1 protein-coding gene is annotated in these 329 nt (G+C 50.5%); it reads left to right on the forward strand.

Translation table 11 applies throughout. The annotated features are described in order from the left end of the window. On the forward strand, positions 1-329 hold a 329-nt coding region (locus D5687_RS11190), incomplete at both ends, for an NADP-dependent isocitrate dehydrogenase (RefSeq protein ID WP_148097313.1).

The following is a 329-nucleotide window of genomic DNA, read 5'->3' on the forward strand; positions in this document are numbered from 1 at the left end:
GTTTGATCCAGCGACTATGGGCACGGTGCCCAATGTCGGTTTGATGGCGCAAAAAGCCGAAGAGTATGGTTCGCATGATAAAACCTTTGAAATCCCAGCTGCCGGTTCGGTGCAGGTGATAAACGAAGCCGGGGTGGTGATCTTCGAACATAAGGTAGCCAAGGGTGAGATTTGGCGGATGTGTCAAACAAAAGACATAGCGATTCAGGATTGGGTAGAGCTGGCGGTCACGCGGGCACGCCTAACCAATACCCCGGCGATTTTTTGGCTAGATTCACAGCGCCCACATGATGCGAACTTAATTAAGAAAGTTGAAAACGCCTTGGGTA

The sequence above is a fragment of the Guyparkeria sp. SCN-R1 genome, assembly GCF_003932495.1.
In the GTDB taxonomy this organism is placed as follows: domain Bacteria; phylum Pseudomonadota; class Gammaproteobacteria; order Halothiobacillales; family Halothiobacillaceae; genus Guyparkeria.